Raw genomic sequence first — 23543 nt, forward strand, 5'->3', positions numbered from 1 at the left:
CCCGTCGCCAACTGGTTTCGGGTTCTAGCCCAGTACCGGCAGCAACTGCCGGTAGGCGGCGAGGCGCCCTTCAACTGTATCGAATTTGAACCGGATGTATTCGGGCGATGGGGAAGGCAGTACGTGCTGCGGAACGGTCAGCTGCGCGGCTGAAACGTCGTGCTGCGCTAGCTCGCCGGCCAGGCTGTTAAACCACTGCTGGGCCAGCTTACTGGTGAAGTAAAGCCTTTGCAGGGAGAACTGCAGCAGCCGGGCCAGCTCCCGGACCTGGAACGTTACATCGGTCAGGTCGGCGTCCCGGTTGCTGACCTGCTTGCGCCGGGCCGATAGCACCACATCGGTGCAGCCCAGGCCCAGCTCCGTGAGCAGGCGCTGCCGGTCCGCGACGGTGGGCAGCGCCTGCTCACGGAGCTGGTACACCTGTTCCAGAATGTGCCACAGGCTGCGCTTGTGCGTGCCGTAGTACCAGTCTTCGGGCGTGCGCTCGGCCGCCGGCTTTTGCGTCAGCTGCCGGCCCGGGAAGGTGCCGATGAGCAAGTAGCGGGCCTGCGCCGGCATAAAAGGCGGAAACGGGTGTTGCTCCAGCGGGGCGGAATCGGCCATGGGATGGGGTGATAATTCAGTGGGCGTGCTCGTCTAAATAGTCTTGCCACAGGGCTTCCCACTCGCGCACGTATGCTTGGGCCGATTCGTAGCTAGGGAAGTCGTAGCGGATGACCTCGGCGATTGGCAACGACTCCCATTGCTGGGTACCCGGGTGCCACACATAATCCGTGCGGGTGCGGTATTCCACCACCAGCTGACCGCTCTCGTTCTCGCTGCTCGTGAAAGGCGAGAGCTTTAAGCATTTCACCTGGCTTAAGTCGAGGGTCAGACCCGCGTGGGTTACGATTTTAGGAGCCTTCATAGGGTCAGTTGAGGTTAAGGCCGAACGCCCGGGAGCCCAGCTTGCGCTTGAACAGCTTTTCGTGCTGCCACACTTCCTGGTCCGTCATGGACTTGGGCAGGGTCATCAGCAGCGTAAACTGAAAGTGACGGGCGTGGTCCGGCGCAGTGGCCAGCAAGCTGCGCAGCGCCACGTTGTTGCCGTGGCCGTTTGTTTTGGCGTAGACGCTCCAGCGCTGCCAGACGCCGCCTTCGCCGTACGCCGAGCCAATGTATTGCTGCCCGGTAGACGAGTCTAGAATTAGGTAAATGCCGGCGACGGTTGACAGCATGCGGCGCCAGTCGTCCCGCGGCGATTGGCTATCGACCAGCTCCTGCAGCTCCGCAAACGAGAGGGTGAAGCCGAGGTAATCGGTGAAGGGCCGGCTAAACGGCTTGGGCTGGATTTCCAGCACCACCTTTGGGGTGTCGGGCCGTAGCCACTGGTGCCAACTCAGTGCAGCTTTGCCCCAGTCGATGAGCACCCGCTCCTTCAGCTCCTCGAAGCCGGACACTTCGGTTAGCTGGTAGTAGTAGTGCTCGTCGGTCTCGCGCTCGACGCCCAGCACGCGGTATACCCCAACGAACCGGGCCTGGGAGGCGGACTCGCCCAAACAGGCGACCACGTAGTCGCACTTGTGGAAGATGGGGTGGCTCTGCTGCCGCTGGTAGTCCAGGAAGTCCGCGTGCCGGTTCCGGTACGCTTCGTGCACGTCCAGTGCCCCGCTGGTGTCCCGGTGCCGGACGAGCTTGGTGCGGGCCTGCGGCGGCAGCCCCCGGTGGTAGAGCAGCTCCTGCAGCGAGAGCACCGGCCGCGGCGCCTCCTTAAAATGATAGGCGCATCCGTCCAATACGCCTTCTTCCAGGCCGGGGTAGCTAAATACAATTTCGCGGCCCTGAGCCTCGCGCAGCAGCGCGAGCAAGCCGCTGGGGCCAAACCCAAACAGGTTGCTCATAGGATCTTCCGCGTGTGGGTAGCGGCGACGGTACACATTGAGCAGCGCCTCTAACTCGTCGGCCTCTGTTTCTTCGGATTGCATTGGTATAAGGGCGTGGGTAAAAGTCCTGCCCAATAAGCATTGGGAAGCGGGACGGTGCAAATCCAAGATATCCCGAAAATTCAGTTAGACGATGGCAATCCTGCCATCGCCCAGCACCTCTCTCAACTCACTGTTCGTGGGAGCTATACCACCCCATACAACCTCTTCTAGTCCGAAGGCACATTTAACCACGTTGGACTGATTGTTCTGTCTACGAATGTGGGAAGAATACATCCCACTCATCATCTGCACGGGGACGAGATGATCGTCAATCTGAGATTGAACCGCGGCTTTAACGAGGCGTCCTGTGAGATAGGCTGCAAACTCTGCCACAACCTGGTACTTGACCCGCTCCATCGTAATCATGGAGTCAGCCGCCTGGTCGATGGTCGCCGTGATGTCGCTTAGCTTGTAAACCTGAGGCTGACTGACTGCTTCAGCTACAAAGGGGTTTCTGAAAACATAGATGTCAAAGTGATTTTTGCCTCCTAGATAATCTTCCGGCCCTTTGTGCTCATCATGCTTGTCAGAGGCCTGATAGGCATGAATCTGTATGTTTTGGAAAGGGCCTTGTTGAATGTGATAGCTCTCGTGCTTTATCCGGCCGTTTCCCTTGTACAAATCATGGCCTGGCTGAACCCAGGTGCGGCCCGCAAATCCATTGTGCAGAAGGTTTATATTGAAATTAGCAATCGCTGCCTCGTTCTTTTTTAAAGTGATAATAGCTGACGCGTCGATTTCGCCAAAATCATTGCAAAGCTGTTTGAGCTGGTCATCAGACCACTGATTCACTTTCTCGTACTCTTTGCCAAATATTTTCAGGTAATCATCCTCTGTCAGCTGGTTGAAAAACCCATTGGGTTGAACAAATGAGCTAACGACTTCCATCGTGTCTGCTAGCTTATCACGTGTTTCGGAGGCTTTGTATAGCTGATAAACTGTGTCTAAAATGTGATAGCCGCTGTGCGATACCTTCCCGTATCCGAAGCAGTAAGGGTGGTACTCTTGCTTGACAATTTCATTGGGTAAACGCCATTGCCCATCACAGTGGTACGCTTGAATGAATGTTACCGGGCAATTTGTTGCTTGCGCGACTTCGCGTATTTTATCCTGCACAAACTGAAACCCTTTGTGAAACCGCCTTTGTGAATTAACCATAAAGACGGTCTCCTTTCTAAGCTGAAGTTCATTGTACTTCTCCAGTAGAAATGTGTAGTCGTCGAGAATGCCTTCTGCGCTGGCTATGCTAGTAGTTGCATCCGCTTGGGTTGTAATGGGTTTGTCAATGAGGATGCTCAATTGATTGCCCAGTGCCCACTCGGCGTATGCTTTATGTACAAGGGGTTCCGTAGCAATTATCACCCCCGTAATCCCCCTTTCGGCTACGAAGGTTGAAAGCATTTGCGCCACATCCTCCGGAATACTGTCTGTGAATGGCCTGACGAAGCGGAGTTCTATATCAGGAATACCGTGGGTAGCACTCCTAACGGTGGCTTCCTGACTTTCCAGGTCAATAATTAAGCTCAATTCTATGTGCCGAAGCTGACGCAATGCGGGCAGATAAACCCGCCTTGCATGCGGGCCACATCCAACCAAGATGATACGAGCCTTCGTGTAACCTTCACTCATGTTAATCTGATGTTCCAGCGCAAGAATTTGTTGCGCTACTCATTCGTTACTTATCAAAAGAAGCTGATAGGAGACTGTATTATCCAGTATAGTGTATGCAGCAGCCTTCGCCTATTGGGCTAAAAGGGGATTTCTCCACCAATTGTGACCCGTTTGAGAACCCGCCTTACGTTCGAATTGAAAGATGGGCGGTAGTGAATCGTTGCCCGGTTATCCCAGAAAACCAAATCGCCTTTCTTCCAATGGTGCTCATACCGGAAGCTCAGCTGCCCGACATGTTCACACAGCAGTGACCAAATCCGCTTCCCCTCCTCGTAGGGCATACCTGCAATCTCCATCTCGTAGGCCAGATTTAGGTATAGTACCTTTTCGCGATTTATTGGGTGGGTCCGAACGAGCGGGTGCGGGAATGTTTCACCCGGCGGAACATCCTCGTGACGGTTAACATATTTTGCACTAACCGAGCCGAATGGCCTGTAAAAGGGATTGAAGGTGGTTAGTTGCAACTCATTGATGACACGCTTCATATCGGTATCAAGCAAGCTGTACGCTTTCACCATATCTGTCCAGATGGTTGGTGGAGAGCCTTCTTCAATATCCAGTGCGTATAACATGGAAGCGGATGAAGGGCAACGAAGCCATTGGTGGTCTGAATGCGGCAGGACTTCCTGATGTCCCAGATAGGACTTTGCGAATTCGTGTGCTTGGTTGCCCACCACCACGATGGAGCCTGCCGAATCCTTGCTCCCTAGCACAGGAGAATTGTCATCCGGGACGAAAGGCGGACCAAATTTGAAAGCGAAATCCTGTAGGTGCTCGTCAGTAAGACTCTGATTTGGAATGACCACGACCCGGTGACGGCTGAGTAGGTCCTGGATTTGTACCACTTGAGCTGCAGAGATACCAGTGGCTACGTTGACTTCGTGGACTGTGACGCCTACACCATTATTGTTTACTGAAAAGGAGAGCGTGGTCATTCTTAATGGTGGGGTTGAGACGGAATTCGTAGTTGAACCTTTGTCCAAATGGGTGATACAAAGCCTGATAGAGGGTAGCTCTCCGGTTCAGTTCTGTCAATCTTCCCGATTCTAAGCAGGAAGGTAACCAGGATTGGTGGTAGTCTCTTCGGAAATCAGGACTTCAGTGGTTCTGGCCACATATCCAGGCTTCACACGACCAATTGTATTCGTTTCGGTCATAGGCAGTGGGTAGGGTGACTCCTACGCTACTCTGCATACCTCCAAGATGACCATCCCTTTCTCGAACTGGCTAAACGTAAGGACGTCAACTTTATAGTTGCTGGCCTCTAAAAACGCTTTCCATTTTTCTACTATGATGACTTCATCGCTCCTGTTGGCATCATCTAGTAGAACCAGTGCCTTATCCGCAAAGCACTCATGTAGCAAAGGGACTGCCGGGTACCGAGCTAAGAACTGCGTGGTGCGTGGTGGGCCGTCGATTATGAGGATGTCTATCTTCCTTGTTAAATCTACACCCTCAATGTCGTACCATTTCCAGCTTTGCTCACCTATGGTATATTCTTTAAGTGAGCAGTGCTTAACAGTCGAGGTGGACTCTGCCTCATTTACTTTAACAGTTTCTCTTGTTTTGTCAGCGTAATGGGCTTCGTGGTCCAACGAAACTACTTTGCCATAGTTATTTAGCTTTAATGCCAGGGCAATTACTACTGTTGACACCCCACTGCTTGCTTCCAGAACGAAAGCCGGTTTTTGCTTGAGAATTACCTCCACAATTTTTGCAAGGAAGTCAGGCGACCCAGCCCACCCTCGGGTTGGCGGCAGAAGTTTTAAGTTAGGCAGTCTATTGTATATCGAAAACAGGGATTCAAGCTGGAGAAATTGATTCTCAAGTTTTTGCTCAATAACAGGGATTATACTAGGCGCTAATTTGCTGCCTTGGTCTTCTGCAGGCTCATCAGTCTGGTTGGCCAACGGTTCAAGGCTTAGTTGAATCAACTGCTGAGAAAGTAAGTCTAATTTTCTCTCAACACGTAATAAGGCGTCATCTCTGTCCCCGGTGGTTAAGCTTGGCGACGGTGCGTTAAACGCCCTTTTTAGGCTATCAACTAATACTTTTAAACGCTTCATCGGAGGCTTTTGGCTAAACATCTACTGCAACCTCCTGTATGTAGTCAGAACATTTAGAGCATAGTTTATAGCACTTTCTCAAGCCTTTGCGCAAGTCAGCGATTTGTTTCTGCCGTATGCTGCCATACCATATATCAATTATGTTTTCGTGCCGAATGTCACCAATCTTATGAATTGCATGATAGTCTAGGCAACACATAACGACCGAGCCATCGTACCGGACTTCGACCTTTTTCTCGATCTTGGAGCATCCCGCTGTAATAGGCAGGGGTAGTTCTTCCACTTTATGTTGAACATATCCCGCCCTGTTTCCGAAGTTTTCTCCGCCTTTGACAATGTAGAAATTCCACGGGTAATTCTTTAGCTTGAGCTCTTCTTCGAAAGCATCACATTTCTCTTGAAATTCCTCGTCGGTCTTCCAGTCATAAATGGATAAAGTAAACTCTTTGATATTGTAGGTGCTTAGCTTCTCAACAGTTTCCCGGGTTAAGTAATCGCCGTTAGTGAATAAGTAGTTGTTCAGCTCCAGTTCTTTGCATTTATCAAAGAACGAGAAGATGCGTTTGTCTGTAAATACTTCATTATAAAAATGGAATGAGATCAGTCCCTGGTACTTTATGTCGGCAAGTTCATACAGTACCTTGTGCACCAATGCTTCCGGCATCCGCGCTTTCTCACGGCTCTCGGTCGACCGGGTACAGAATGAGCAATTCCTATTGCAGAAGGAGTTGCATTCGATTGAAATCTTTTCAAACAGCGGATACGGAGGGTTGCTCATCTCAAAGAAGCTTTTGTTTGAAGGCTTTCAAATCGTCGTAGTAGGTTATGTACTTGCGGGGTATTTCAAACATGGATTCGGCAGCTCCAGCCGCACGAGCTACGCAGGTCAGGGCATTGCTAAAACCAGCTTCTTTCACAATATCAATGGTTTCCCGCGTGTAGGCGCCGTGTGGATAAGCGAAGGAGCGAATCTCTCGCCCTATCAGCTGCTCTAACATCTTCTTGCTTTCAAGCACCTGGGCAGTGGCATCATTCTTACTGACCGATGTCAATTTAACATGGTCCATGGTGTGCGCTCCAATCTCAACCCGGAGTCCAGCCAGTTCAATTAGCTGGCTTTTAGAAAGGATTCTGAGTTCACGCGTCATGACATTCCCCCATGTAGCACGCCTGCCCAAGTAGTTGGCCACTGGGTAGATTGCTGAGGGGAAGCCGAAGCTTTCCAGTATGGGGAAGGTTATATCATAAAACCGCTCGCATCCGTCATCGAAAGTAAGTACCACATAATCAGCATCTGGAGGGCTCTGGTTGCTGATGAGTTCGGTTGCCTTGCTTAAAGAGATGACTTGATAACTGGAATTACTTAAAAACTCCATTTGGGAGTAAAAGTGTGCCGTTCTGCAGAAACAGTCCAGATTAGTGTTCGCATGGGGAGTGTCGCCAACCTGGTGATACAGCAGAAGGTTAATGCTGTGAGGAGGGCTAGGGTTGTGGTTCTCGTTCACTTAAACCGGTATTAACGAGTCGCTTAATAGTCTTGCTAGGCTCTCGCATGAGGCTTCAGCGCCCTGCATGTTCAACGAGCATGCAGGAACCGGCAAACTGTTGAGCTTGCGGCTTATAAGGTTTGATAGCTTGTTTGGGGTCAGGTCCGCTGGTGTTATGATTTCTAGGTGGCCACTGCTTTCAAATAGCTTTATTCTTAGGTGCTGTTCCTTGTTGGATCCAGCAAAGTCACGATTGTAGATGAGAAGGGGCTTACTCGCTGATATGGATTCGATCAGTGAATTATAGCCGCCAAGCGAAATTATCAGCGATGCTGTTGAAAAGCACTCAAGATATTTTCGGCTATTGAACGGCTGAAGCTCTATGCCATCCAATTGGGTCTGATTTAGCTTGTCCTGTTGCGCCTTTAGGTCTTTTTGAAAAGCGCCTGAGAACAGGATGAGCTTGTGCCCTACCAGTTCATTGGTTATCGGGTAGCTATCAATCAGAGCATCCAGTAGTTCATTACCTAAACGGCCGCCTGCAACCGAAGCCAGTACAATGGGGCGGCTGCCGCTTTGGCTGGTTGTTGAGACGCTCCTTGCGATGTAGCCAGTGTGGACAATAGGAACTTTGATTTCGTGGGCCCGGGGGAAACTTGTTGATAACGCGGCGAAACGCTCGTCTCCGTGCACCAGAACCATGTCATAATTGTGGTTAAGCAAGTCGCACGTGTGTGCATCCCGAGCTCCCCCCGCACTCGACTCGATGATATCACGCACGCTACATACAGTTTTAGCGGTTGGTCTGGCGAGCTTGACCTTGTTGATCAGCTCAATGACTTCGCCCTCGAAGAGCAATCCAAAGGGAAAATGCTCAGTAATCAGAATGGCTGGCTTGATTTCTTCAACCGCCTGATTAATGATTATGCTGCGGAGCGCGAAGCACTCATCCAGCGTCTGCGAGCGGTCTACTGGAGTCAGGAAGGCTTCTGTTTCCTCTTTGTAGATGGCTGGCAACTGTATGACAGTTACCGATGACGGCACGTCGAAATTTGGCACCATTTCCCCCCCGTTGAGCACGAATACTTCGAACTGTGAACTGAGGCCCCGAGCCAGCTCTATTGTGCGGACATAGTGCCCTACGCCATACACGTACTGGCAATGGATGAGGACCTTCGGGCGTATTTTGATTCGGCTCATGATGCTGATTTGCTAGAATCTGCCCGGTTACCAAGGATAGTGATGAGCGTAGGAAGACTCCTGATAAAGAGAAAAGGCAAATGAGGTGGTTATAGCGAAGTTATGGTCTTTGCCAGGATGTGGCAGGATAAGCTATACTATACCCGGTATCGAAAGTAGCCCGACGGTGGTAGATGAAATGAAAGCTATGCGCCGCCTTGTTATGCAAGGTTTACAACTATCAATACCCCCGGCTTAACTCCACCAGATTGTCTAGTGCCTTTCCCGCATGGAGCAAGTCCATGTTCCGTAAAAGCATATCCACTTTGCCCTCATCTTCCTGTTGCTGGCCGCCGCCAGTGTGCTGAGTAAGTAGCACATTAGGAAGAGCCCAAAGAGGGCTATCACTGGGTAAAGGCTCAATAGCCGTCACGTCGAGCACTGCCCCGCCAAGGTAGCCCGATTGTAGCATGCGCACTAAAGTTGACTCGTCGGTAGTATTGCCGCGTCCCACGCTTGCGTAAATGCTGCCCGGCCGCATGGCCGCTACTAGATCGGCAGAGAAGAAGCCCTCGGCACTGCCTGGCAGGCAATTGACGACAATGTCGGTGTCGGGCAACACAGCTAGCAAGTCTTCCTTAGAATGCAATTGAGCGTCGGGGTGGGTGCGGGCCAAGAGCTGCACTTGGCACTCGAAGCCTGTAAGTTGTTGCCGTACAGCCGAACCAATGGCACCAGCACCTAGAACCACTACGCGTTTGCCGCGCAGTAGCCCCGTCCGGCTGCGGATATAGGTTCCATTCATCCACGCTTTTCGAGACTGCAGTACGGCTAATTCAGACAAGTGGCGATATATGCTGAGCAAGCCGCCTACTACTGTTTCAGCACAGGGCCAAGCAAAGTAGTCGCCCATATTGGCCACTGGTAGCGACATGCGCAGGTGGCGATACTGCTCAAAACCAGCAGAATCGATTTGCCAGAAGCGCAGAAGCGATGGTTGTCCTGCCTCAAACCAGGCTGGTGGCGGATTCCCCATAAGCACTTCGGCGTTCCTAAACGCCGATAGGTGTTGTTCAGGGGACAAGTCCTGCCTAAACGTGACTACTACTTCAGGGCCGAGATTGAGCTGAAGATATGTTCTGGCTGTGGAGCTAAGGGGCGAAAAGACAAAAAGCTGCATGCTAAGGCCGCTACGTGAGCAGCGTGTATTTTAGGTTTAAAGGATGGTCCTTATCCTTGTGAAAGGGGTTCGGAACGCTAGATGCAGAAATCCGGAAAATTGGGGTATTCATGCAACACACGATTCTGGATTCCTAAAGGGCTCACCAAGGGCTCAGCACTCCCGCGCCAAATTTGGTCAAAGAGCCTTACTAGCGCAAAAAGGGCGATTTTTAATGGGGTAACGTGCCTTATCAAAGGGCTCAACAAGGGCTCATAGAGGACGGGCGTAGGTATGAGAATGCCCGAAAATGTGGACAGTGCACACCTGCAAAGAGCTGCCGGGGCAAGCGGATGCCGAATAGTAGTGCCTGCTACAGACCACCGGCAACGCGCTGTTGCTGCTCGAACGCCCAGTCTTCCGGGGATAGGATGGCTTGCATAAAAGCCGAGTAGCCCACGTCGCGCCGCTCCAGAGCGTGTCGGCGCAGTGCTAAACTACGTTTGGAGCCTTCGAAGCCCCCTTCTCCATGGCCTTGCGAAAGCCGTCAGGCAATCCTTCCAGCCAGTGCTGGTAGTCTTCTTCCGTCACTTCCCCGTCGGCTAGCTGCTGATAACGATACGTGGCGTTACCGAGGCGGAACAAGCGGGCCATCTCGGCCCGCTGGCTTTCGGACAGCTGCTCCAAAGCCTTTAGCTGGGCCTAGTGGTGCTTGTCGTGTGGGTGGCGGGGCTGGAGCAACTCTTCCATCTTATTCAGCTGGGCCCTGTTGTGCGAAAGCGGAGAGGGCGCTGGTGTTTTCGTACAGCATGCCCTTCCGCTTCCCGCCGTTAAACTGCGGACTGTCGCCCTGCAGTACCTGCCAGACCTGTTCATATGATACCCGGATAGGTGAGCGGTGGGTTAGGTCATTGCCATCAAGCAGCACTTCGCAGGTGAAGTCTTCCGCGCCAATTTCCAGCTGCCAGACTGTGCTCTGGTGCAGGTGCAGGGTGCCGAGCATGACCGGCCCGTTTTCAGTCTGAAAGTAGTTTGTGCTTACCAGGTAATGGTGCTGCGGAGTGGAAAGGCCAGCCTGCACTTGCTGCATAACGGCAACTAAAGGGTGCGGCTCCCGGGACATAAGGCGGTATTTAAGGCTGGTTTATGACCCACGGGGTCGGGTAATTCTCGTGGTGAATCCGCTCGTTGTAGTACACCGCGTCGGTTGACTGAAAGGTAAGCCTTTCGCCTACTTCTTGGCCGGCGGGCACTACTTTGCGCAGCAGCTGGTAGAGCTGTTCAAAGGGAATGGTCGCCCGAAAGCGGTCGGTCCACGGGCCCGGGGCGTGCGGCTCGTCGTCTTCCGGGTAGCGCACAAATTCTGTGTCGAAGGCCACGTAATCAGGCCCGATTTCCAGATTGGCTACCTCGCCGTAGTGCAGGGAAAACACGGCCGGGGAGTGCCGGCGCCGCGGGTGGTTGTCACGGTCGTAGTAGTGGGCGCCCAGCAAGTAATACACGGTCGGGTCGCTCAGGTCCGTTTCGACCTGGTGAAGCAGCTCCGGCAGGTTGGCCCAGGTGTGCGGTTGTTCCATTAACGGAGCCTTGGGTGTAGCTAATGAGGATAACAGTCTTGTAAGAGAATGAAATTGGCGAATAATTTCCAATAAGGAGAAGGCACGGGCATTCCAGAGACTGGTTGCCAGTCTCAAAGTATGCGCGTTCCGGGACGTGTGTAGTTCAGACCGTTCTCGGTAACCGCCGGATAGGGTCTTGGACGCGGTGCGAAAGGGAAAACTCACTTGGCAAAAGCGGGCACCAAATTCTATCAATTTTGCAGGCCAAAAAGCCAAACTACCGTCTGGTGTGGCCGTATTGGCTAGATTTGCCTGTTAAACCGATTGCCGAGTATGCTGGCTTTGAAATCCTACGCTGTGCATAGCTGCCCTTCCTCAGCTGGCCTTCTGGCCGACTGGCTGAGCTGGGCACTCCGGCAGCCGCTGCCCATCCAGCAGCGGCCCGCCCTGTTTGTGGGCTCCTTAGCGTAACGCTCTCCACTGAAAAGCAGCACGCCACCTCACCACTACGGGCGGCTGGGCGGCTGTCCTGTTTCCTGCCGGGCCCCTCAACTGGTCGCAGGCGGGGCGTTTTCATTCCTTTCCGTTGACGTTACTGTTATGGCTGCGAGCCCCTATCGCCGCTTTTCCAGCATCTGCCCTACCGTGCAGGCGCTGGTAATTCGGCTTATTCAAGAAGAATTCACCCCTTTGCTAAACCTTGCTGCTGAGGTGTCAGAAGCTGCCTGGGCCCGGGCCGTGGCCCTGGCCGACCCCACGCTGCTGTACTGCACGGCCCAGGAGCCGGCCATCCGGCTTTGTCCGGAATCCTATCAGCAGCTGCTCGCCTGCCTGCAGCGTGAACTGGTCCAAGTCGACTAGCCCCAATCAAACAGAAAGGCCGGCCAGGGTTGCTGGTCGGCCTTTTTTCTGGTCTATAGATGGTTGGTAGGCCTACTGACTGGCCAGCGCAACCAACTGGTCGTAGGTACGCAGCTCCTGGCAGAACAGCGCGTGGACTTCGGGCGAGGCGAACCAGAAGAAGTGGTTTTTCACCCGGCTCGTTGATACCAGCCGGAGGACCGCAACTTCGTAGCCGAAGACGGCCAGCAGCCGCTGGACCAAGGGGACGTAGAGCTGTCGGTCATCCTTCTTGATTTCCACGAGCCGGGCATAATTGAAGCGGTGTTCCTTCGCCCAGGGCTTCATTTGCCCGTGCGCCATGCGGTTGAGGCGGAAGCGGACGAAGCGCAGGGCCGTGGGGTAGTTGATGACCAGGGCCGGGTCAGGAAAGCCAGCCGCAACGATAGGCGAATCCATGCCGCGAAGTACGAACTCCTTCCCTACTGCCCAATCACGTACACCGGCACGGCCTGCGCGTTGGGGCCGCGTCCGGCCTCCTGCTTTACTTCCCGCCCGTCGAGCAGGATGGCCGCGGTAATTTCCGAAGCGGCCGTGCCACCGTCAAGGCTGGCCAGCAGGCTGAGGTGGTCTCCCTGCTTCATGGTGCGCTTTAAGCGGTAGGTAGCCGGAAGCGGGACATTGTTGACCGTGGTGGTGCCGCCGCTCTCGTTATCGTAGCTGATGTAGTCCGATACCGGGGCGGTGGTTGAAGAAATGCGGTACTCCACCTGGTATTCCTTGGGCCCGGTAGGCATCGCGTCGTCTTTGGCGCAACTGCTGGCCGTGGCCAGGGCCGCGCAGCTTAGGAGTAGGGTGGCAAGTCGTTTCATAGGGCAGGAGAGGTTAGCGGAAGTGGTAGCGCAGGCCGGCGCTGGCGAAGCCCGGCCATTGGTCGATGAGGGGATTGTTGAAGAGGTAGCCTTTGGTGGCAGAGCCCACTAGCGAAAAGCGGTTGCCGAGGAACACATCTACTTCGGCTCCGGCCTGTGGCCCATAGGTAAAGCGCTGCGGCTGCTTGGCGTCCGCGGGCAGCTCGCCAGTGCCGTTTTCGCCGGTGCGCTCATAGCCGGCGCCGGCCCCGAGCAGTAGGTGCACGTAGGCTACTTCGCCCAGGCGGAACAACTGCGGGGCGAGCAGCACCCGGCCCGCGTAGCTGGCGAAATTGCCGCGGCCATCCAGCGTGCCGGCTTCGCGCAGGCCGCTGGCGCGCAGGGCTAGGTGGTTGGTGAGCATGCTGGTGTAGCTCAGCTCGTAGTAGGTGCCTTGTTCGGAGCGGCCCAGGTGGGCGCCCCAGCTGGAAATGTGGCGGACGTGGCGCTGAGCGGAGGCCGGCACGGCGCCGGCCCCCGCCAGCAGCAGGGCCACTAGCAATAGGTTTTTCATGAAGGGTTAGTTGCGGGGGCGGGCCCGGTCCGCTTTGATAAGGGCGTTTTGCACCAGGATGTCGGAATAGACCATTTCGGCCGCCTGCCGGGAGGGGCCGGGCTGGGCGGCTTCGGCCAACAGCCGGTCGGCTTCCTGGCGCAGCTGCATCGCCTTAATCATGTTGTCGTTCGAGGTATTCAGGGCCACCATCCGCTCGCCCTCAGTCATGGCGTAGCGGCCGGGGTTCTTGAGCGTCGCGTTCATCTCGATGCTCTGCTGGGTCATCTCATCGGCAATCTTGTAGTAGCCGAAGGCAGTGGCAATCTTCTTTTTCTGCATCATCTCCTCGTAGGCGAACGTGGAGACGGCGGCCTCCTCCCGCTTCTGCTGGTACTGCTGGGAGCTCATGCGGTTGTTGCCGGCCGTGGCGCCCGAGCCGAAGCGGGAAAACACGTCGTACACCGTGTTCAAATCCTGCTGGGGGTTATTCAGCTGCAGGGCCTGGCGCAGGCGCTCGGCTTTCTGAAACACGGGCATGTACTGGTTGCTCTGCCCCCGGCCCGACATGGCCAGGGCGCGGGCAAACAGCTCCTGCGGGTTGGAGAGGCGTAGATCCTGAATACTCTGCACCTTGCGCAGGTCGGCCTGCACTTGGCGCTGCAGCTGCAAAGTCTGGTCGGTGATGTCCTTCACCTGCCCGGTAATATCCTTGGTGACACCGGCAATCTGCTTGGCGTCCTTGATGACTTGGTAGTTTTTGACTGTTTCGGTCCACTGCTTCAGGTGCTTGGCAAACTCGCCGATGTGCACGCCCATGTGCAGCGGGTCGTTCACCACAGCCTGGGCCGTGGCGTCGGTCGTGGAAGCGAGAATCAGGGCCAGGGCCACGAGGGCCGGCAAAAGCGTCTTTTTCATTGTCGTATCGGTTAGGTGGAAGAATTAGCGCACGGCCGCTTCCGTGCCGAGCTGGCCAGCCGCCGCGGTGGTAATTAGGATGGGGTAGCCATCGGGTAGCAGCACGTCGCGCAGCTTGGTGCGGGTCTTGGGCCGCGAGAGCACCGAGGCGGCCACGCGGCCGCCCACGCCCACCACGGAGTTGGCAGCCGAGGCCGAGCGGTCGATGGCCGTGCTGATTTCCTGGGTCGTCTGCTGCTGCAGCTCATTGCCGGCCATGCCCGCTTCGCGGGCCACGCGCTTCACCGGGTCAATCATGATGCCCGGCATGTAGTTGAAGTCGTAGATGTCGGCCTGCACCCGGGTCGGGCCCAGGCGGTTGACTTCCAGCGTCACGTTGTTGGTGCCCACGGTGGCCACGCCGGCAAAGACCATGTTCTTGGGGAAGGTCACCCCGGACACTACGGCATCTTCCAGCAGGCGCAGGATAACCACCGAGCCGGTGCGCACCTTCTGCTCGCCGTTGATGACGCACTTGAAAAACACGTCCGGGGCCAGCTGCTGCTCGCGCTGGCTGCCCTGGGCCATCATCCGGGTAGCGTTGCCCACTTTCACGGTGTTGAAGCCATCCATGCCGGGGGCGCTCATGCGGGTAGCCAGCAGCTGCGCGGTCTGGTTAGGGTCGCGGTAGCGCTTGCCGGTCATGCGCTCGTAGGCCGCGCGGGTTTCCGGCGGCGAGGAGCTCAGCATGGCCAGCACGTCCGGGTCGGTTTCGAACGGGGTGCCGTCCACGTCGCGGGCTGGGACCAGGCTGCGGCCGGCCCGGCCGGCACCAGCGCCTGCGCGGCGCCCACTGCCGCCCCCGGCCGTCAGCCGCCGGCGGGGCACGACCAGCGTCTGCGCCCGATAGGAGCCGGTAGTGGGGTCTTGAATGGTGGCTTCGATGGTGTCCACGTCGGCCGCGGCCAGGCGGGCGGCTTCTGCCCGGCGGCTCGCGGCCTGCGCGGCCGCCTGGGCGCGGCGCCGCTTGCGCAGGGCCAGGCCGGTGGTATCGACGGCAAACACGTCCACGACATCCTGGTCGGTGGCCCGGGCCGGGGCGCTCTGGGCATCCTGCTCAGCGCGGCGCTGGGCTTCTATCTGGGCGGAGGGCGAGGCAGCCGGCGCCGGAGGAGCCGTTTCCACTGAAGGAATTTCAGGCTCGATGTTGGCCGAGGCGGCCGCCACTGGTTCACGCTCCTGTTGGGCGGCTCGCTGCGCGGCTTTCAGCCACAGCAGCAGGCCGCCGATGATGAGCACCAGCAGCAGGCCGGCCAGCACCATCCAGTTGGCGCGCAGGAGCTCGGCAGGGGTGCGCTTAACCGGGGCAGTGGCCGGAGCGGGCTGCTCGGCTTCCGAATTAGAAACGGTTCGCTTGTCGGAGGTTGAGGGAGTGATGGGTTCCATAGCAGAGAATAGCGGCGTTAGATGGTAGCGGCGCGGTTTATCACGCGGGAGGGCACGGGCAGCACCAGCACCCGGGCGCCGTTAAGCTCGCGCAGGGTCACTTCCAGGTAGCCGCGCTCAGTGGCCGCGTACAGCGGAATGGCATAGGTGAGGTAACCTGTGGTGCGCCCGGTAATCACCTGGTTCGGGCGTCCGCCGGAGGGGGCCAAGGGGCGCCGGGCCTCGTTCTTTTTGCGGGCCAGAAACTTCTTCTGGGCGTTTTCCACCAGCTGGAAGTCGGTGAAGTCCACGTTGTAGTCAATGTTGGTCTTGTTGATGACCTTGAAGCGCAGGTAGGTAAAATCCTTGTCGTTGCGCACGTTGGCCAGCGACAGCACCAGGTCGTTGTCGACCACGGCCACGGCCTGATGCTCTTCCCGGGCTTTGCGCAACTGGCTGAGCTTGCCCTCGACGACAGCTTTCTTTTCGCGCTCCTTGTCCAGGGCCAGCTCGTTTTCCGGCGCGGCCCCCGTGGACGAGACACTCTTACCATTGATGCTCAGCGCCCCGTCCTTCTGGAAGTCGTAGAGCTGCAGCACTGGCCGGTCCGCGTACACGAGCCGGCCCATCCAGTACTTCGAGCCGTAGCGGATGAGCATGGGCGTGGGCGGTGCGTGCTTGCGCTTCGCGCGCACGAATACGGCATTGGCTTCAATCTTGACCAGGTAATTGCCGACCATGCCCACGTCGACCAGCGACACGGGCCCGCCAAACACCAGGTAAGTCGTGGAGGAATCGGATACGGCCACGTCCAGCAGGTTGTCAGCGGTAGCCAAGGTCGTAGTCGGGGTGGTGGCAGTGTTTTGCGCAGCAGCCGGCGCCGTTTGCAGCAGTAGTAAAAACAGCCCCAGCAAGGCGGGGAAGGTGTAAAGTCGCATCGGTGAAGGGGATTGGTGATTAGTTGGCGGGAGCAGTTGGGGCAGGCGTAGTGGCCGGAGCCGCCGGCGCTGCGGGCGTACCGGCTGGAGTCAGGCCGCGCTCGGCTTCCTGCAGGCGGCGCTGGCGGTCGGCCTCCTGGGCCTGCAGCAGCTCCTGCTCTTCCCGCGTCAGCTGCGGGCTGTAGGGGATGTAGTCGAAGTTGGTGATGAGCAGCCCGTAGGGGTTGGCATCCGAGCGGTTGGTTTCCACCAGGTTGAACCTGGCAGCCAGCGGCAGGGGCTCCTTTTGCTGGCCCCCGATGAAAATGCGCTGCTTGATGTAGACCGCGCCCGACCAGGGGCGGCGTCTCATGTCCACCAGCACGCTGTCCACGGTTACCACATTGCGGGCCGCGTAGCGCTCGTAGTTCTGCAGCACCTGCCCGCGGGTAAAGCCCTCGTAGATGCGGCGGCCGCCGCGGCCCTCAATCAGGGGCAGGGCCGCGTCCAGGTTGGTTTTGAAGGTGTATTGGTCGTGGCCGAACATGGTTTGCATGAACTGGCGCACCAGGTTGCGGGCCTCGTAGGGCGTGTGCGCGTCGTTGCCGGCCGAGAGGGCCGCTACGGAGCCCGTTTGCGAAACGACGTACACGCGCCGGCCGCTGTTTTCATAGGCGCGGTACACCAGGAAGCCCGAGGCGAGGGCCACGAGCAGCAGGGCCAGCACGCTGCCCAGCGCCAGGTTGCGCATGGTGGAGAAAGAGGTACTTAAGTCTTTGGCGGAATCCATTGGTGAGTGGTTGTGAGTGTTGAGAGTGAATGCCTTTTGGCCCTACCGCCCCGGTGATTGGAGCGTGAGGAAGGTCATCCTGGTGGGTTCCGGCAAACCGGAAGGGTCGCGGTACGGGTATACCACCAGGGCTGGCTGCTTCTGGTTGTTCTGCCCCGTGTAGGCATACAAGGTGCCGCGTACCGTCACGGGCGTATGGGGCTGGATTTGCGACACCGTGAAGCGCTCCGGCTTCGTCAGGCCTTGGGCTCCGACCTGGAAGCTGGCCAGCGAATCGGTGCCGTTAGGCGCGTACAGCGGCAACGAGGCCGGTATCTTTTCCTTGGGCCCGTAGCCCATGGGCTGCCAGCGGAGCACGGCTTCGTAGGAAATGCGGTAGCCGGGCGCGGTGCCGACTTTTCGACCGCCGGGGCGGTCCGGGTCCGAGCCCCACATCCAGGGTAGTGTCACTTGCATCGGCTCCGCCTTCAGGACTTTGGCGGAAACAACTTGCAGGTAGCCTTGCTTGGGCGTTTGCTGCTCCACGCCCGGGCGCACATCGAACGCGGAAGGAGACAAGGGAGCCGGCGCGCTGACGGATGAAGCGGCTGCCGCTGGGGCAGATGGGCTGGAACCAGGTTCGGGGGTGGTGGTAGCCGGTGTGGTGTTGTTGGATTGGCAGCTTGAAGCGAGGCAGCAAAGCAGGATAGCAGCGAGGGATAAAGGCAGGCTTTTCATAGCGTGACGGGTTAGGTGGAAGGAGCTATTTGGTCCAGATGCCGGAGGCGCGTTGCCGGTAGGATGGGTTCAGGGCGTCGGACATCGTAATGACCGGCAGGCCGGAGGAAGCGGAAGCGCTGGGAGCTTCGCTACCGGCGGCGTTACTGCCTGAGGCGGTGGCACTACTGCCTCCTCCTCCACTCCCACCGCCCCCGTTTCCCAGGGCGCGGCCAACGGCACTGGATAAGCCGCCCCCACCGGGCGCCACGACGCCGGCGGCGGCCGTGGCCGCGCCAACGGCCATGCCCGTCATGGAGCCGATAAAGCCCTGCGCGGCCGAGGAGCCGATGAACATCGAGGTGAGGTAGGGTACCATCACGTAGAGCAGCACAAAGGCTACGGAGGTCAGCATGAACATCTGGTCATCAACCGACTGCTGGGGCCCGTTCACGATGTTGCCAAACAGCCCGCCCGGGGCGCGGGCCGACTCCGCGTAGAACTTGTAGAGCGTGTCGAGCAGCACGAACGTCAGCCCCCACATCTGCACCGCCAGGAAGTTCTGCAGCCACTTCATAGCCAGCTGACCGAAGGAAGGCACGACCGACAAGGTCATGGCAATCGGGCCGCAGACGTACAGGAAACCCAGGATGAACTGCTGGATGAACGTCATGATTTTGCGGATGATGAGCACCGTGGTGGCCGTAAACAGCCGGGTCATCAGCCCCGAAAACGTGAACGTGGACAGCGTTTCCGAAATGCTGGTCATCAGTGCCGACGCGCCCGAGACGATGTCGCCAATGCCCATGGAATCGTTGCGGGCCGCCGCTGCCACGGCCGGCGGGGTGGTCAGGTCGCGTAGCGCCTCGGCTGCTGACTGGTTTGTGGCAAACAGCGCCGTAAAGGCCGCAATGCCCGTGCCCAGCGTGTCCACCAGCGTCTGGTAGAAGAAGAGCAGGAAGAATATCCAGGTAGCCTTGATAATCGGCCCCCAGTCCATGGCCAGGCCGCTACCGGAGATAAAGCCCCGCCCGATGGTGTAGAGCAGGGCGATGCCCATCAGCGAGGGGGTGATGAAGCGGCAGGCCGTGAGCACCACCTGCAGGGTCTGGTCGCAGGCCCGCAGAAAGCCCGGGTCGATGCCGTAGGCTACCATCGCGAACATGCTCATTTCGCTAGGGCCCCTTTCCGGGCCTGTTTATCTTCCACGAACTGGTCGACGGCGTAGTCCAGGCGCTGCACCCGCACGGGCTCGTACTCAATCTGCCCCTCGGCGTTGAGCAGCACGTGGCCGTTCTTGTCGGTGCGGGGCCGCTGCTGAGTCTGCTGGTAGAACTTGACCAGCTTGTTGAGGTGGTTGCGCTCCACGGGCTTGGAGGTCAGGATGGCATCAAGCTGCGGCGAGGCCTCCAGCGCAAATACTTTCCCCTTGGCGCCCTGCTTGATGAAAAACTCGCGCAGGGCCTCGGTGGAGCGCACCGACTTAATCAAATCCATCTCGTGGCCGGTCAGGCCCAGCGGGGCCTGCAGCTGCGCCAGCGAGTCGGGGTTGACGTGGCGCAGGATAATCTTGGTGGCCGAGTTGTTGATGATGGCCGGCCCGATTTTGCTGCTGGTAATCTCGGTGATGCCCTGGGTGATGATGGTGACCGAGCCGTTGGTTTTGCGGATGGTGCGGTACATCGACTCGATGAACTCGGAGAGCACGCCCGAAAGCATGGTCCAGGCCTCGTCCAGGGCGATGTACTTGATGTCGTCGGGAAACTTGCGGAACAAATCCAGGCTCAGTTCGGTGATGAGCATGGCCACCACCGGGTAGAGGTCGGGGTCGGCCTGCACCTTGGCCAGGTCAAAGCAGATGAGCCGGTACTCCGACAAATCCACGTCGCGCTTGGCGTTGAGCACCCGCTCGTAGCGGCCGCCGGTTATGTACTGGCCCAGCACCAGGAAGAACTGGTGCATGTCGATGTACTTCAGGTTTTTCTGGTACTGCCGGCGGGCGCCATCCAGCGGGTCGGGCTCTACGCCCTCCCCCGGCACGGCCACCGGCTTCTGCATTTCCTGGTCGTAGCCCTCCACGAAGCGGTAGAAGCTTTCCATGCCGGGAAACTCCTCGTCCTTCTGGTTCAGGCGCGGGCTCTCGTTGAGGCAGGCGTAGTACTCAATCAGAAAGCGCGAGAGAATGGTGCGCTCCGACTTATCCAGGGCCGTGTCCTTGCCCCCCTTCCAGAGCGCGGCCAGCAGGGCCAGGTGAAAGTTGGTTTTCTCGTCGTTGTAGAGCCACTTGCCCGCCGCGTCGCGTGGCACCACGAAGGGGTTAAATTCGATGGGGCGCTGCGGGTCGTACTCGAAGTAGGTATTATCGAAGTCCTCCCCGTTGAGCGACTGCAGCACGTTGCGGTAGGTGCCGCCCACGTCCATGATGATTTGCCGGGCGCCCTTTTCGAAGCGCTGCACAATCAGGTTGCCGAAGGTGTAGCTCTTGCCCGAGCCCGAGGGGCCGATAACAATGGCATTCTGGTTGTCCAGGGCCGTGTTGAAGAGGTTTACCTGCACCAGGTTACGGAACCGGTCGGTCAGGTACTCCCCCACCGGGTCGGTTTTGTAAGTGGCCGTCCAGTGGGTGTAGCAGGCGCCGCGGTCGGCGGTGCTCGTCAGCCAGCGGTCGGGCACCTGCCAGGCGTTGCCGGGCAGCAAACCGAAGAACACGGGCAGGGCCAGGTAGCTCTCGACCACGCTTTCCGTGCCGAACATGTAGCGAAAGGCCGCGGTGGCCCGCTCCACGTTCTCGCGCCGGCTGGTGTCGTTGGTGTCCCAGAGCACGCACGAGAGGTGCAGGCCCACAATCTGTTTGTTTTCGGCCCGCACCTCGGCCGTGAACTCCTCGACTTCGGCGGCCCGCAGGTGGTTATCCTGAGTGGCCAGAAACGAGAGCGAGGCGTTGAGCTTGCGGTCGGTATCCAGCGAGCTGAGCTCGGCGCGGGTATCCTGAATCAGCAGGGCCTGGGTGAGCACGTGGGGGCACTGCAGGATGTGGGTGAGCGGGTAGAGCATCGGCGCCGTCACCCCGTAGCTGTTGCGCACGGCCGGGTAGGCATCCGAGCCCTGCCCTACCATCGATAGCACGTTTACTTTCTGCTCGCCCACGCTGAAGGTGCCCAGGTCGTTGCCAATTTCGCGCTCCTGCCGGGTGGGCTGGCCGTCGAAGTTGAGGTTGAAGTACTGCAGGTAGAGCTGGTGAATCTCCGCGCTGGGCAGCCGCTCAAACGTCACGCCGCCCAGGTTCTTGATGCCCTGGATGAATTCCACGGCGCCGCTTTCGGCGGCTTCGAGCGTGTGCACGAGCTGGGCAAACGGGTTTTTGAGCACCGCTTCGCCGGCGCGGGCCACCAGGGCATTCACCGCGTTGGTCTTGGGCGACTTGACGGCCACCGGGGCGAAGGAGAGGAACAGGTAGGACTTCTGGAACAGCACCAGCCGCTCGAAGAAGTGCTTGTTCATCTTGTTTTCGAAGTAGGTCTGCTGCGTTTTGTCCTCGCGGTAGGGCCGGTCGTAGTAGATGTCGGTTTTCTGCACGATGGTGCCCACCGGCAGGGGCCGCAGCACGCCCACCAGCGCGGTCTGGAAGGCCTCGTAGTCGTCCGAGGTCCAGCTTTCCATCTCGGCGGGCTCCACGCGGAAGCCCACCGCGACGCGGCCGTCCTTGAAAACCACCTTGTCGCCCTCGAAGCTGTGCACCGGCATGACGGCGTTAAACGCGGCCGTTTTGGGCTTTTTGGTCATGGTTGGGAGTGGGAAGGGACCCCACCGCCAGGCGGCGGGGCTGGATGAATGTGAAAGAGAGCCAGCCCATCAGAAAACCGGGCGCCTGCCGCTTGCTCAGGTAGCGCAGGCCCAGAATCAGACCCAGCTCCACCAGAATGACGAGCAGGTACACCAGGCGCGGAATCTTGACGGCCATGCCCAGAAAGCCGAGCAGCAGCACCGACCCGATGAAGAGGCCGACCATAATGCCCAAGTCCTGGATGTTCATGCCCAGCACCTGCGCAGGCCGCTCAATGGATTTGTAGGAGCGCATGGTGAGGTTAGCGTACGCCTCCGTCGCCGCCGCCCACGGCGCTGACCAAATCGTCCTTGAACAGCTGGAAGCCGAACCATAGAATCACGCCGCCCACGAGCCAGCCTAGGGAGCCCAGCGCGTCGGGCGCCCCCTGCACGAACTTCATCACCACCCGAATCAGGCCCACGATGAGCACAATAGCGAAAATGACCTGCACGATGCCCACAACGGTTTCCTGCACGCCTTCGAGCGCGGCGGCGGCGCCCCCGCCGCCCAGCTGCGCCCGGGCCGGGCTGGTGGTCAGGGCCAGGGTGGTGAGCAGGGCAGCTACGCGCTGTTCGGCTTTGGAAGGCTGGTAGGCCTGGCCGGCAGCGGCCAGGGAGTGCAGGGTGTCAGTCGTGGTGGCGACGTGGGTACGAGCCCGGGAAAGCAAATGAGTTAGCATAGAAAAGGGTATTGGTGGAACAGGGTGCTTATCTCCCCGAAAAGCAGGTGTGGCAGTTAGGAGGGTTTGGCGGTGGGCACCGGGCTGCCGGCGCCGGGAAACAGGTCATTGAGGGCAGCGCGCTGGGCAGACGCGTCCTTGCTCATGCGAGCTCGGCGCTGCTGGCGCAGGGCGATTTCGGCGGCGCGGTTGGCCTGGTCGTTGGCCGTGGGCGCCGGCGCGGTGAGGGGGTTGAGGAACAGCGCTTCGGCCGGCTCCTCATCCGAGTCTAATGCGGATTGGGCCGTGGGCGCTACGGCGGCAGGAGCCTCGTCTACGGCGTCCAGCAGCACGGCCACGGCGCCGGCGGCATGGCGAATCGAGGCTGGCCGCGGTGCTTCATCGGTTGCCGTCCCGGGTGCATCTTCCGGTGCTTTCAGAGGAGCTGCTTGCGGGCTGTTGGCCACGTCGTCGTCGGTGACTGCTTCTGCCGGCAACTGGTCCGGCGCCGGGGCTTCGAGGTCTTCGGCGGGCAGCAGGCTGGCCAGGGCCGCGCCAGCTGCGGCGGACCCGGCGGGCACAGCTGCTTTAGGAGTATCCCCAACAGGCGCGTAGTGGAAGGTGCGCAGGGAATGATGGTTGCGGGTAGCCGTCGCGGCCGGGGTCGCCGGCAGGCCGCTGCCCTTGAACCGCCACCAAAGCAGCGCCGCCAGTGCGGCCAAGGCCAGAACAACCACCAACAAGAGTATACCAGAACGCATACCGCCCCCTTACGGCAGGATGCGTCACATTGTTAGTAAAAAGTTAGTGAAAACATAAAAAAGGTTTAGTCGTATAATGCGACTACCAGCGAGGAGGGGTTCGGCCAGATGCCATCTTTGGTAAGCAAGCTGGTAGAAGATTTGAGTTTTTCCACGAAGGCAGTGCGGCTTCTAAGCCCGATATGCGTCCTTTGGGGTATCTCTCTGATACTTCACCCCCACTGCCCCCAGCAGTGAGCCCCCT

27 protein-coding genes are annotated in these 23543 nt (G+C 58.2%); 1 reads left to right on the forward strand and 26 read right to left on the reverse strand.

The window, feature by feature from the left end; all coding sequences use genetic code 11:
- Positions 1-24: 24 nt before the first annotated feature.
- From ACYVKQ_RS16090 to ACYVKQ_RS16150, 13 genes are all read right to left on the reverse strand, one after another.
- The gene (locus ACYVKQ_RS16090) at positions 25-603 is read right to left on the reverse strand and encodes a uracil-DNA glycosylase family protein (protein WP_460676383.1); all 579 of its coding nucleotides are present in this window, start codon (positions 601-603) and stop codon (positions 25-27) included.
- Positions 604-619: 16 nt separating this feature from the next.
- On the reverse strand, positions 620-907 hold the full coding sequence (locus tag ACYVKQ_RS16095; RefSeq protein ID WP_460676384.1) for a hypothetical protein: 288 nt from the start codon (positions 905-907) through the stop codon (positions 620-622).
- Positions 908-911: 4 nt separating this feature from the next.
- Positions 912-1964, reverse strand: a complete 1053-nt coding sequence (locus tag ACYVKQ_RS16100) for a GIY-YIG nuclease family protein (protein WP_460676385.1) — start codon at positions 1962-1964, stop codon at positions 912-914.
- A gap of 84 nt (positions 1965-2048) precedes the next feature.
- Complete coding sequence (locus ACYVKQ_RS16105; RefSeq protein ID WP_460676386.1) at positions 2049-3593, reverse strand: Gfo/Idh/MocA family oxidoreductase; 1545 nt, start codon at positions 3591-3593, stop codon at positions 2049-2051.
- Between the two features lie 119 nt (positions 3594-3712).
- Positions 3713-4570 (reverse strand): TauD/TfdA dioxygenase family protein, encoded by an 858-nt coding sequence (locus tag ACYVKQ_RS16110; protein ID WP_460676387.1) that lies wholly within the window; start codon positions 4568-4570, stop codon positions 3713-3715.
- A gap of 243 nt (positions 4571-4813) precedes the next feature.
- A complete protein-coding gene (locus ACYVKQ_RS16115; RefSeq protein ID WP_460676388.1) occupies positions 4814-5701 on the reverse strand; it encodes a class I SAM-dependent methyltransferase in 888 nt (295 codons plus the stop codon).
- A gap of 13 nt (positions 5702-5714) precedes the next feature.
- On the reverse strand, positions 5715-6479 hold the full coding sequence (locus tag ACYVKQ_RS16120) for a radical SAM/SPASM domain-containing protein (RefSeq protein WP_460676389.1): 765 nt from the start codon (positions 6477-6479) through the stop codon (positions 5715-5717).
- Position 6480: 1 nt separating this feature from the next.
- The gene (locus ACYVKQ_RS16125) at positions 6481-7077 is read right to left on the reverse strand and encodes a polysaccharide deacetylase family protein (protein ID WP_460676390.1); all 597 of its coding nucleotides are present in this window, start codon (positions 7075-7077) and stop codon (positions 6481-6483) included.
- Between the two features lie 129 nt (positions 7078-7206).
- On the reverse strand, positions 7207-8388 hold the full coding sequence (locus ACYVKQ_RS16130; protein ID WP_460676391.1) for a glycosyltransferase family protein: 1182 nt from the start codon (positions 8386-8388) through the stop codon (positions 7207-7209).
- Positions 8389-8608: 220 nt separating this feature from the next.
- A complete protein-coding gene (locus tag ACYVKQ_RS16135) occupies positions 8609-9547 on the reverse strand; it encodes a D-2-hydroxyacid dehydrogenase (protein ID WP_460676392.1) in 939 nt (312 codons plus the stop codon).
- A gap of 471 nt (positions 9548-10018) precedes the next feature.
- Positions 10019-10213, reverse strand: a complete 195-nt coding sequence (locus ACYVKQ_RS16140) for a hypothetical protein (protein ID WP_460676393.1) — start codon at positions 10211-10213, stop codon at positions 10019-10021.
- 64 nt (positions 10214-10277) lie between these two features.
- The gene (locus ACYVKQ_RS16145; RefSeq protein ID WP_460676394.1) at positions 10278-10616 is read right to left on the reverse strand and encodes a hypothetical protein; all 339 of its coding nucleotides are present in this window, start codon (positions 10614-10616) and stop codon (positions 10278-10280) included.
- Between the two features lie 43 nt (positions 10617-10659).
- Entirely contained in the window at positions 10660-11103 is a 444-nt protein-coding gene (locus ACYVKQ_RS16150; RefSeq protein WP_460676395.1) for a hypothetical protein, read from the reverse strand.
- 693 nt (positions 11104-11796) lie between these two features.
- On the opposite strand from ACYVKQ_RS16150, the gene ACYVKQ_RS16155 reads away from it, so the two are divergent.
- Positions 11797-11946: a hypothetical protein gene (locus ACYVKQ_RS16155; RefSeq protein ID WP_460676396.1), complete on the forward strand. Its 150-nt coding sequence runs from the start codon at positions 11797-11799 to the stop codon at positions 11944-11946.
- 72 nt (positions 11947-12018) lie between these two features.
- Here the strand turns inward: ACYVKQ_RS16155 and ACYVKQ_RS16160 are convergent, their stop codons facing one another.
- The 13 genes from ACYVKQ_RS16160 to ACYVKQ_RS16220 form a co-directional block, all read right to left on the reverse strand.
- Positions 12019-12384: a hypothetical protein gene (locus ACYVKQ_RS16160; protein ID WP_460676397.1), complete on the reverse strand. Its 366-nt coding sequence runs from the start codon at positions 12382-12384 to the stop codon at positions 12019-12021.
- Positions 12385-12407: 23 nt separating this feature from the next.
- A complete protein-coding gene (locus tag ACYVKQ_RS16165; RefSeq protein ID WP_460676398.1) occupies positions 12408-12797 on the reverse strand; it encodes a hypothetical protein in 390 nt (129 codons plus the stop codon).
- A gap of 13 nt (positions 12798-12810) precedes the next feature.
- The gene (locus tag ACYVKQ_RS16170) at positions 12811-13350 is read right to left on the reverse strand and encodes a hypothetical protein (protein ID WP_460676399.1); all 540 of its coding nucleotides are present in this window, start codon (positions 13348-13350) and stop codon (positions 12811-12813) included.
- A 6-nt stretch (positions 13351-13356) separates the two neighbouring features.
- On the reverse strand, positions 13357-14247 hold the full coding sequence (locus tag ACYVKQ_RS16175; protein ID WP_460676400.1) for a hypothetical protein: 891 nt from the start codon (positions 14245-14247) through the stop codon (positions 13357-13359).
- A gap of 24 nt (positions 14248-14271) precedes the next feature.
- Entirely contained in the window at positions 14272-15672 is a 1401-nt protein-coding gene (gene traM / locus ACYVKQ_RS16180; RefSeq protein ID WP_460676401.1) for a conjugative transposon protein TraM, read from the reverse strand.
- Positions 15673-15689: 17 nt separating this feature from the next.
- Entirely contained in the window at positions 15690-16589 is a 900-nt protein-coding gene (locus tag ACYVKQ_RS16185; protein ID WP_460676402.1) for a DUF4138 domain-containing protein, read from the reverse strand.
- A gap of 19 nt (positions 16590-16608) precedes the next feature.
- On the reverse strand, positions 16609-17358 hold the full coding sequence (locus ACYVKQ_RS16190; RefSeq protein ID WP_460676403.1) for a conjugal transfer protein TraK: 750 nt from the start codon (positions 17356-17358) through the stop codon (positions 16609-16611).
- Positions 17359-17400: 42 nt separating this feature from the next.
- Positions 17401-17916: a hypothetical protein gene (locus ACYVKQ_RS16195; RefSeq protein ID WP_460676404.1), complete on the reverse strand. Its 516-nt coding sequence runs from the start codon at positions 17914-17916 to the stop codon at positions 17401-17403.
- A 184-nt stretch (positions 17917-18100) separates the two neighbouring features.
- Positions 18101-19219, reverse strand: a complete 1119-nt coding sequence (locus tag ACYVKQ_RS16200; protein WP_460676405.1) for a hypothetical protein — start codon at positions 19217-19219, stop codon at positions 18101-18103.
- A gap of 2 nt (positions 19220-19221) precedes the next feature.
- Positions 19222-21837 (reverse strand): TraG/VirB4 family ATPase, encoded by a 2616-nt coding sequence (locus ACYVKQ_RS16205; protein ID WP_460676406.1) that lies wholly within the window; start codon positions 21835-21837, stop codon positions 19222-19224.
- Entirely contained in the window at positions 21806-22132 is a 327-nt protein-coding gene (locus tag ACYVKQ_RS16210) for a hypothetical protein (RefSeq protein ID WP_460676407.1), read from the reverse strand. Before ACYVKQ_RS16210 ends, ACYVKQ_RS16205 begins: the two co-directional genes overlap by 32 nt.
- Positions 22133-22139: 7 nt before the next feature.
- Positions 22140-22559: a hypothetical protein gene (locus tag ACYVKQ_RS16215; RefSeq protein WP_460676408.1), complete on the reverse strand. Its 420-nt coding sequence runs from the start codon at positions 22557-22559 to the stop codon at positions 22140-22142.
- A gap of 56 nt (positions 22560-22615) precedes the next feature.
- The gene (locus tag ACYVKQ_RS16220; RefSeq protein ID WP_460676409.1) at positions 22616-23281 is read right to left on the reverse strand and encodes a hypothetical protein; all 666 of its coding nucleotides are present in this window, start codon (positions 23279-23281) and stop codon (positions 22616-22618) included.
- Positions 23282-23543 lie beyond the last annotated feature (262 nt).

The sequence above is a fragment of the Hymenobacter coalescens genome (genome assembly GCF_054783195.1).